This window comes from Tessaracoccus antarcticus, assembly GCF_003688855.1.
GTDB lineage: Bacteria > Actinomycetota > Actinomycetes > Propionibacteriales > Propionibacteriaceae > Arachnia > Arachnia antarctica.
The window spans coordinates 65,285-75,362 of record NZ_REFW01000006.1; the positions used below are offsets into that span (position 1 = coordinate 65,285).

Here is a 10,078-nt window from a genome sequence, read left to right on the forward strand (position 1 = left end):
GACGTCTGACCTTGGAGTGCTGCGTGACCTGATGCGAGGATCGCATCAGCTCTGCAAAGTCGCGAGGAAAGGTGCATTGCGTGCCCACACAATTCTCCAGTCGGTTGGTGGCGGCCCTCGCCGCGACCACGCTGGCCATCACGGGCTTCATGGCCGCGCCCTCCGCGCGTGCCGAGGACCCCGTGGCCCACACCGGCAACCAGGTCATCTTCCCCGGAAATGACAAGCAACCCCACACGGTGACGTTCGACAAGCGATCCTTCATGATCGACGGTGAGCGCCTCCACCTGTGGTCCGGCGAGCTGCACCACTGGCGCGTCCCGTCCCAGGACGGCTGGCGTGACGTCATGCAGAAGCTTCGTGCAGCAGGCTTCAACGCCGTCAGCCTCTACTTCTTCTGGGGCATGCACCAGGCCGAAGAAGGTGGCGACTTCGACTTCACCGGTCCCCGCGACATCGACAAGCTCCTCACCATGGCGGCCGAGGAGGGCCTCTACGTGGTGGCCCGCCCCGGCCCCTACGTGAACGCCGAAGTTGCCATGGGCGGCCTCCCGCAGTGGATGGTGAACAAGAACAACCAGTACCTCCGCTCCACCGACCCCGAGGTCCTGGAGCCCTCCAAGGCGTGGCTGCACGCCTTTGACCAGATCGCCAAGAAGCACCAGGTCACCGACGGCGGCGGCTCGCTGCTGCTGTACCAGGTGGAGAACGAGCTGCTCAGCGACAGCGCCCCCCGCAAGGCCTTCCTGACCGCTCTCACCAAGCAGGTCGCCGACGACGGCATCACGGTGCCCAAGTTCCACAACGACTACGGCATGGGCGGTCGCTTCGCCGACAGCGCGAGCTACGGCCTCGACTTCTACGCCTACGACGAGTACCCGCTGGGCTTCAACTGCTCCGCCGACCGCAACGGCTTCGGGAACCGCGAGGCATCGTTTCGTGGCTACGCACCTGACGTGCCGCAGTTCATCACCGAGGCCCAGGGTGGCGCCTTCACCCCGTGGGGCGCCAACTACGGCGCCGACGACTGCGCGGAGTACACCGACCCGGCGTTCACCCGCCAGTTCGGCGTCCGCAACCTCGCCAACGGCGTCACCAACTTCAACTACTACATGATCATCGGTGGCACCAACTGGGGCTACACCGGTGCGCCGGCCTCCGGCTTCACGTCGTACGACTACGGCGCAGCCCTCAACGAGGACCGCACCATCACGCCCAAGCTGGCCGTGCAGAAGGAACTTGGCTACTACCAGAACGCCGTCCCGCAGTTCGCGGGCATGGACCCGGTCCAGGGTGGCGCGGCCGCAGACGTCGTCGGCAAACCCGTCAACGTGCTGTACCGCCAGTCGGTGGACAAGCTCGATGAGTCGGTGACCGGCAACGGCACCCGCTTCATCGGTGCGCGTCTCGACGACACCAACGACAACACCGACACCACCTTCACGCTCCCGCTGACCCTCGACCGCGCCTCGGCAGCCGGCGGTGACGCCTTCACCCACGACGACCGCAGCGATGCGATCACCTACACCGGCGCATGGACGCAGGAGGCGAACGCCTCGGCATCCAGGAAGACGCTGACCACCAGTTCCACCGCCGGCGCTTCCGCCACCTACACCTTCAGCGGCACCGGCTTCCAACTGATCGGCGAGAAGGCACCCAAGTACGGGCTCGCCTCCGTCAGCATCGACGACGGCCCCGCCGTCGACGTCTCCGCGTACTACAACACGGACCAGAACGCCCCCACGCAGACGGCGCTGTTCACCAGTCCCGCTCTCACGCCCGGCGCCCACACCGTCGTCGTGACGGTCAAGGGCCAGAAGGATGCCACCGACACGGCAGGCACCGGCACCGCCTTCAACATTGACGCATTCAACAGCGTTGGCGGCTCCGCGGACGGTTCCTACCTGATCAACGACAACGACCCGTCGATCACGTACACCCCCACCCCCGTCGCGCAGTGGAACGGCGCCGTCGGCGCCGAGGGTGCCAACTGGACCCACGCCAGCAACCAGGGCTGGACCGCCGGCGACTACATGAAGGATGAGACCTACTCCAGCAAGACGGGCAGCGAGTACACGTTCACCTTCGACGGTGTCGGCTTCGAACTCCTCGGTCCCTGGTCCTCCAACCACGGCCCCGCCGAGGTCTTCATCGACGGCGCCACCGTGGCCGCAGGCCGCACTGTGGAGACCACGTCGACCACGGCCCAGCCGCAGAAGGTCCTGTTCTCCCAGCAGGGCCTCACGCAGGGCAGCCACACCGTGCGCGTCCGCGTGACGGGCGAAAAGTTCGCCGGATCCTCCAACAGCTTCGCGCCGCTGGATGCCATCCGGATCTTCCCCACCGCCCCCGTGGTCGTGGAGCCGGAACCGACGAATGATGTCACCTGGCCGCGGATCCCGCAGAAGGCCGACACCACGCTCACGATCCACGGTCGTGACGCGCTGGCCATCACCGCCGACCTGAAGATCGGCGCGCACGACCTGTACTACACCACCTCGCAGCTGTTCGGCGAGGCGCTGGAGACTGACGTCGGCCTCGTCCAGACGATGGTCGGGTACAAGGGCGACGCGGGCGAGACAGTGCTCCGTGTCGAGCCCGGTTACACGCTGCCGGCCACGGCCGGTGTCACCTCCACCTACGACGCGGTCACCAAGCAGCTGCGTCTGAACTACACCCACGGTGCCCCCGTGGACGTGACGCTCACCGAAGCTGGCGGTTCGGTACTCGTCCTGCGCATCATGGACCGGGAGTCCGCCGCTGATCTGTGGCACACCTCCGGCAAGGTGGGCACCAGCAACAAGACGGTGTGGGTCGACGGCGCCGATGTGGTCCGCAGCGTCCACTTCGACGGCACCGTCGCCAACATCACCGGCTCCGTCAGCTCCGCTTCGGCACTGACGGTGACACTGCCCCAGGGCATAACGTCCTGGACCTGGAACGGCGCCACTGTCACCACGGCACCGGCGCCCGTGGCCGTCACCGAACCCGCCCTGACCTGGGTCAAGGGCAGCGAGAACCCGGAAAGCGCCGTCGCGTTCGACGACGCCGACTGGAAACTGGCCAACGCCACCAACGGGCTCAACAACCAGCAGGGTCCCGGCTCCAACGGTGTGGTGCTCGACTCCAACCGCTACGGCTTCTTCCAGGGATCCGTCTGGTACCGGGCGAAGTACACGGCCGCCACCTCCAACCCAACGTTGACCTTCCGTGGCAACGGCGGCAGCGGCGTGCCCGGCCAGGGCAAGAACCCGGCGTTCCTGCAGGTCTGGATCAACGGCGTCTACGCCGGCGCCCGGCCCGCTTCGGGCGGCACGGTCAGCGTCCCGGCACCCGCCGGTGCGGTGACGGCCGGCCAGAGCGTCGTGGTCTCGGTGCTGGTGAACAACCTCGGTCACAACCTCGACTGGAGCGATGATGGCCTGTCGCGCCAGAACCGCGGCCTGTACGAGGCGAACCTGGCCGCCAGCGGCCCCGTCGTCTGGAAGATCCAGGGTGCCGAACATCCCGACGGTTCGGCCGACACCGACCGCACCGCCTACAACAACGGCGGCCTCTACGGCGAGCGTGCCGGCTGGTACCTGCCCGGCTACCCGGACAGCAACTGGGCGCCCGCCACCACCATGGTGGCCGACGCCCCCGGTGTCACCTGGTACCGCAGCCACGTCGACCTGAACGTGCCCGAGGGACAGGACGTCGCATGGCGCCTGAACATCGAGTCGGAAAAGTTCGGCGCGACCGCGGCAACCCGCACCGACGGCTCGCAGGTGATGTTGTACGTCAACGGCTGGCACACCGGCATCTACATCGGTGACATCGGCCCTCAGAAGTCGTTCACCGTCCCGGCCGGGTTCCTGAACCCCCGGGGCAGCAACGACATCGCCGTGGTGGTGGTCGCCAAGGCCGCCGGCATGGGGCCGCAGAAGATCCGCCTGGTGCCGATGCACAACACCACCGGTGCGGCGGGCGACATGGAGGCCAACGTGGCACCGGCCTACCCGGCGCAGCCGAAGCCGACGGTCGCAGTCAGCGCCACCAGCGTTGCTGCGGGCACCACCGTGACCGCCACCGGCACCGTCGGCGCACTGCCCAAGCTCGGGGACGGCGCCATCACGGCGCTGCGCTACGAGTGGAAGGCACCCGGCGAGGCCAACGGCACCGTCGGGGAGGCCGCCAAGGTCCTCAACGCCGGTGGTGTCCACCAGGTGCGCACCGTCCTCGTGGACTCCGTGAGCGGCCAGGCCCTGGCTACCAGCGACTGGGCAGATGTCACGGTGGACGGCGACTCCACGCCCACCGTCACCGTCACCCCCACGGTGACCGTGGATCCGACTGTCACGGTGACACCCACCGTCACGGTCCGTCCCACCGTCACGGTGACGCCCACGGTCACGGTGACCCCGACGGTCAAGCCGACCGTGAAGCCCACGGTCACCGCGACGCCGACAAAGGCGGGCTGGACACGTCCGGCGACGCCTCCGTCGAAGGGCGATGTCTACACGACGCCGGGCTTCCACGACGTCAACGGTCGCAAGTGGTTCACCACGTGCGAGACGTACTCCGTGACGTGGCGCTGCCGCACGGACATCTGGGCCACCCAGGTGACCGCCAAGGACGGCTCGTTCGTGGCGAGCACGGGATGGGTTTTCAACAACATGACCTACCTGCCCTCGCCCCGCGCCTACTGGACCGAGAACCCGCTGGGTCACACCGGCGCGTGGACCAGCAACGAAGGCCGCAAGTGGATGACGGAATGCGACACCGCGGCCACCGGCCGCAACGGTTGCCGCAGCTACATCTGGGCGCAGACGGTCGAGTCCACGAAGCAGTCCAACGGCACGCACAAGTACGTCGTGGCCACCAAGTGGGTGTTCAACAACATCGTGCAGTTCTCCTGATCGCACAATGACCCGAGCACAATGACCCGAGCACTATGACCCGAGCACTATGACCCGAAGGGGGCGTCCCGGCACCAGCCGGGGCGCCCCCTTCGTCGTGCGCGGAGGCAAACTCGTCTGACACCAGCCCTCGCGACGAAATCGCCAGGACATATCCAGGGACCACCCACACCTCACCAGCCCTTCGATACTGCGCCCCTTCGTTCCTCACGGGCGGAACTCGGGGAACAGAAGAACCGGGCGTGCGTCGCGTTGGCCTTAGGCTTGACCCCATGGCGAAAGACGGAGACGAACTCAGCGACAAGGCGAAGCAGGTCGTCGACGGGGCCATCGAGGTGGTCGACGAACGCGTCCCCGTCGAGGTGAGGCCACACGTGGCCATCCTTGTCCCGGCACTCGTCGGTGCGTTCATCCTTGGCTTGCTCACGTGGGCTGCCAGCGAAATCTACGAAGCCGTCACCGAGCGCGACGGCCTCTCCCTCCTCGACCAACCCGTGTTGGACTACATGGTGGGGATCCGTCAGCCGTGGCTGAACACTGTGGTGGGGGCGTTCACACAGATCGGGGGTCCCGTGGGGTCCCCCATCATCGCCCTCATCATCGTGGTCTGGCTGTGCCTGCGCTGGCGGTCCTGGTTGCCGGCGACGTTGATGGTGGCCGCAGCCCTCGGTTCGCTGAGCGTGACCATCGTCGGCAAGAACTACATCGACAGGGTCCGTCCGCCCCACCAGTTCGCCATCGCACCGTACGAGACCTCGCCATCCTTCCCGAGCGGACACGCCCTCAACGCGGTGGTGGTGGGTGGTGTCGTGGCCTACCTGCTGTGGCGTCGATTCGAGGGCCGACGACGTGCGCGGGTGGTGACGGTGGTGCTGGCCGTCCTCTACGCCCTGTCCATGGGACTCTCGCGGGTGTACCTCGGGCACCACTGGCTCACCGACGTCATCACCGGCTGGATCCTCGGTGTCGCATGGTTGGCGACGGTGGTCGCCACGCACATCGTGGCCGTGGCCGTCATGAACCGCCGCCGAGACCGCGACGCCGCGCTCCCCTCTCCCGAACATCCCAGCGAGGTCACCGACGGCTGACAGCCCGCCGCACAACGACGAAGGCCCCCGACCGACACGACGTCGATCGGGGGCCTTCGTGCCACACGAGGTCTGGCTGTCTCAGCCCTTGACCGCGCCCGCCGCGAGGCCGGACTGCCAGAAGCGCTGAAGAATCAGGAACAGCAGGATCAGCGGGACAACACCCAGGAGCGCGCCCAGCATGACGGCGCCCTTGTCCGGGGCGAAGTAGCTCATCATGCCGTAGAGACCGAGCGTGACCGGCTTCAACGTGTCAGAGGAGATCATCATCAGTGGCAGCAGGAAGTTGTTCCAGGTGGCCACGAAGATGAACAGGAAGATTGTCACCATGGCGGGCGCCAGAAGCCGCAGCACCATCGTGAAGAAGATCCTGGCCTCCCCTGCACCGTCAATGCGGGCCGCTTCCAGCAGTTCGGTGGGCACGGACGAGTCCGCGTACACGTTGGCGAGGAAGACACCGAAGGGGCTGACCATCGACGGGATGATGATGGACCAGATGGTGTTGGTGAGCTGCATCTGCGAGAACAGCAGGTACAGCGGCACGGTGAGGATCGCGATAGGCATGAGCAGCCCCGCCATGATCGTGACCAGCAAAGCGCGACGGCCGGGGAACACGAACTTGGCCATGGCGTAGCCGCAGGCCACCGAGATCAACGTGCCCAGCGTCGCGGCCACAGTGGAGTAGAACACGGAGTTCAGCACCCAGCGCGGGAACAGGCCCTTGGTCCAACTCATGAGCGAGTTCCAGTTGAACGCCCAGTTGTTGTCCGCGAACCAGAAACCGAAGCTGCTCACCAGGTCGGTGTTGTTCTTCGACGATGCAATGACCAGCCACACGATGGGCAGCAGGAAGTACAGCAGCACAAAGCCGAGCACGACGAGCGTGACGGTCTGGGCGAGCTTGGACGGTGCGATGGAGCGCGGAGGCTGATCCTCGATGGAAGGACGGTAGACGAGGCCGTCAGGCGTGGTCTTGATCTGCGTTGCCATGGGTCAGTCTGCCTTTCGCTGGGCCAGCGCATAGATCACGGCGAGCACGCCGGCGACCATGGCCATGAGGATCGAGACGGCCGATGCCGGACCGGCACCGCTCGGGGTCATCTGCCCCATCATCGTGTTGTAGGCCATCATCATCGGGGTGTAGTCGTTGCCCATCCACGACGCCAACGTCTGCATCACCGTGGGCTCGTTGAACAGTTGGATCGTGCCGATGATGGACAGCAGCACTGCCAGCAGGGCGGCCCCACGCACCAGCGGGATCTTGATCTTCGCGGTGATCTGGAGACCGCTGGCACCGTCGATGCGGGCAGCCTCGTACAGGTCTCCGGGGATCGCCTGCAACGCTGCAAGGAAGATCAGCATGTTGTAGCCCGTGAAGGTCCACGTGGTCATGTTGGCCATGGAGGCCAGGATGATGCCGGGCGCCAGGAAGAACGGTTGCCCCCCTGACGTGCCGAACGCGTCGGCGAACGGGGAGATCTGGGGCACGTACAGGTAGCCCCAGACGATCGCGGCGATCAGGCCCGGGATGGCGTAGGGCAGGAAGTAGAGAAGGCGCCACGTACCCGGACGGCGGACCAGGAAGGAGTCCAGCAGCAGGGCCAGGCCGAGCGCGATACCGATCATCACCGGGATCTGGAACACACCGAACAGCATGACGCGCCCAATGCCGCCCCAGAACGAGGTGTTGGTGGCGGCCACGATGAAGTTCTCGAGACCGGCGAACACCTCAACGCGCTCCCCACCGCCGAAGAGCCCACCACCGGTGGACTGCATCTTGAACAGGCTGGAGCGGATCGACGAGATGATCGGTGCGGCGAAGACGAGCAGGAACAGCAGGAAGAACGGCAGCGCGAATGCCCAGCCATAGATCATCTGGTGGCGCGCCTGCCTGCTCCAGCGACGGCGCACCGGGGCGGCCTCGGCCTGTGTGGACATCTACTCAACAACTCCTCGGGGAAGTACGACGTGGAAAAAACCGGGCCCGGAACCTTGTGGTTCCGGGCCCGGCAGGTCATCAGCCTTCGGAAACCGGAAGCCCGGCATCCTTCAGCGCGGCAATCGATGCATCCTGGGCGGCGGTGAAAACGTCCGCCACCTTGCCACTACCTGCTGCTGCAGCAGCAGCAGCCTCGGTCATCTTCGGTCCGACGGCGGAGAAGCCGGGAATGTAGGCGAAGTCCGCGTTCAGGTTCTTGTTGGCCGTGACCAGCTCAGCCATGACGTCCTGACCACCGAACTGTGTGCTCCACTTCTCAGGAGTGGCGGCAGCCTCGGCTGCAGCAGGCACGAGACCCTGCGAGGCGAGGTCCTCAACCTGGGTGTTGAACCAGTTGTTGAACTTCATGGCCTGGGCGGGGTATTCGCAGCCCTTCATGACTGCAACACCGGAACCGCCGTCGGGGCCGGTCATGGGTGCATCACCGAACTGGGGCAACTGCGCAACGCGCCACTGGCCCGCGTACGCGGTTGTGTCCAGCGGGTCGAGCGCGAAACCAACCTCCCAGGCGGCGGCAATGTTGCCGATGAGGGTGCCGTCGACGAGTGCTGCGGTGTAGGCGTCGCTCCAGCGGTCGTGCGTCAGCGCGGCCTTGGAGTCGAGCAGTTCCTGCCAGAAGTTGGCAACGACCATCGACTGGTCAGAGGCCGCGTCGACCTTCCAGGCATCGTCAACGGCGGAGTACCAGACGGCACCGGCGCCAGCGGACTGGCCGGAGAGCCAGTTCTGCGCCTCGTCGGCTTCGAAGTCGGCAATGTACTTGCCCTTCGCGGCGGCCGTCTTGGCGGCAGCGACGAACTCTTCAGCGTTGGTGGGCACCTCGATGCCGAGAGCCTTGAACTCGGTCTCGTTGTACATGTAGATGAGCGGGCCCGAGTCCTGCGGCAGGCCGACCACGGCACCGCCGACAGACATCTGGCCGTAGGCGCCACCGAAGTTGTCCTTGTACTTCTCGGCCTCTGCGGTGACATCCATCGTCAAACCCTTGACGAACATCTCCGGAACCTCGGCGTATCCGAGCTGCGCCAGGCACACGCCGTTGTTGGCGTTGATGTCGGTTTCCAGCTTGGTGATCATTTCCTGCGCCTTGCCATCGAACTTGGTCGCCTTGACCTGGATGTTCGGGTTCTCGGCATTCCAGCGTCCGACGATCTCGGCGACGGTGGTCATGCCTTCACCGTCGGGGAGGCGGTGCATGTATTCGATGTCAATGGGCTCGCTGGGCGTCTCGGCCGAGGTGGCCTCCGCCGAGCTTGCTGCCGGTGTGGGGTCCGCTGGAGTGGCGTCGCCACCACATGCGGTGAGGCCGAGAGCAGCGGCGGACAGGAGTCCAGCCACCGTCATCAGGCGCTTCGGGAAAACAGACATTGTTCCTCCGGGTCTTCGTTTCGAACGGGTTCGTTCCTTGGCCCGACCGTACTATTAAGACATCTGATGACTGTTGTCGAGGGCGTTCATATGATGGGTTTTCCACCAAATGGCCGATCACGATGAGCGTTTTGTGACCTCAACGTGACACCTTGATGCTTGAGAACGCTCACATTGTTGTCAGAGGTTGCTCGTTCAACGATCCCGTCGTGGACGTCGCGGACTTCCATATTCCCCACCGTGGTCTGGGACGAGACACCGTCCACGCGTGAAGGCCGGTAATGTTGAGACGAAAACCACACCCTCAGCACAGGAGACGCTCCTTCCATGACTTCCCAGGACCTCGCAGACGTTGGCGTCATCGGCATGGCCGTGATGGGTTCAAACCTCGCGCGCAACCTCGCGCGCAACGGCTACCGTGTGGCGCTCTACAACCGCACCACCAGCAAGACCGATGCGGTCATGGAGGAACATGGCCACGAAGGCGATTTCCGCCCGGCCGTTGAACTCGAGGACTTCGTCGCCTCGCTGGAGCGCCCACGCCGCATCATCTGCATGGTCAAGGCCGGTCGCGGAACCGACGCAGTCATCGACTCCCTGATCCCCCTCCTGGAAGAGGGCGACATCGTCGTCGATGGCGGCAACGCCCACTTCGAGGACACCCGGATCCGCGAGAAGCGTCTGCGTGAGGTGGGCCTGCACTTCGTCGGCGCCGGGATCTCCGG

Annotated in this window: 5 protein-coding genes and 1 pseudogene; 3 read left to right on the top strand and 3 right to left on the bottom strand. The window is 65.6% G+C overall.

Going from position 1 to position 10,078, the window contains the following annotated elements:
* Positions 1 to 80 precede the first annotated feature (80 nt).
* Both EAX62_RS15845 and EAX62_RS17580 read left to right on the top strand, forming a co-directional pair.
* Positions 81 to 4,898: a beta-galactosidase gene (locus EAX62_RS15845; protein WP_121902707.1), complete on the top strand. Its 4,818-nt coding sequence runs from the start codon at positions 81 to 83 to the stop codon at positions 4,896 to 4,898.
* Between the two features lie 650 nt (positions 4,899 to 5,548).
* Positions 5,549 to 5,878 (top strand): annotated as a pseudogene (locus EAX62_RS17580) (phosphatase PAP2 family protein); the annotation flags it as partial.
* 189 nt (positions 5,879 to 6,067) lie between these two features.
* Here the strand turns inward: EAX62_RS17580 and EAX62_RS15855 are convergent.
* The 3 genes from EAX62_RS15855 to EAX62_RS15865 all read right to left on the bottom strand — a co-directional run bounded on the left by EAX62_RS15855 (position 6,068) and on the right by EAX62_RS15865 (position 9,353).
* Complete coding sequence (locus EAX62_RS15855; RefSeq protein WP_121902709.1) at positions 6,068 to 6,976, bottom strand: carbohydrate ABC transporter permease; 909 nt, start codon at positions 6,974 to 6,976, stop codon at positions 6,068 to 6,070.
* Between the two features lie 3 nt (positions 6,977 to 6,979).
* Entirely contained in the window at positions 6,980 to 7,924 is a 945-nt protein-coding gene (locus tag EAX62_RS15860) for a carbohydrate ABC transporter permease (protein ID WP_121902710.1), read from the bottom strand.
* Between the two features lie 79 nt (positions 7,925 to 8,003).
* Positions 8,004 to 9,353 carry an ABC transporter substrate-binding protein gene (locus tag EAX62_RS15865; protein WP_199711343.1) on the bottom strand — a complete coding sequence of 450 codons (1,350 nt, stop codon included), beginning with the start codon at positions 9,351 to 9,353 and terminating at the stop codon, positions 8,004 to 8,006.
* 327 nt (positions 9,354 to 9,680) lie between these two features.
* Between EAX62_RS15865 and EAX62_RS15870 the strand changes: the two genes are divergently transcribed.
* A partial coding sequence (locus EAX62_RS15870; RefSeq protein WP_233558014.1) for an NAD(P)-binding domain-containing protein occupies positions 9,681 to 10,078 on the top strand: 398 nt, incomplete at its 3' end.

Coding starts and splice junctions, on each gene's coding strand:
- EAX62_RS15855 (WP_121902709.1), bottom strand. CDS start 6,976: ATGGCAACGCAGATCAAGACCACGCCTGACGGCCTCGTCTACCGTCCT.
- EAX62_RS15860 (WP_121902710.1), bottom strand. CDS start 7,924: ATGTCCACACAGGCCGAGGCCGCCCCGGTGCGCCGTCGCTGGAGCAGG.
- EAX62_RS15865 (WP_199711343.1), bottom strand. CDS start 9,353: ATGTCTGTTTTCCCGAAGCGCCTGATGACGGTGGCTGGACTCCTGTCC.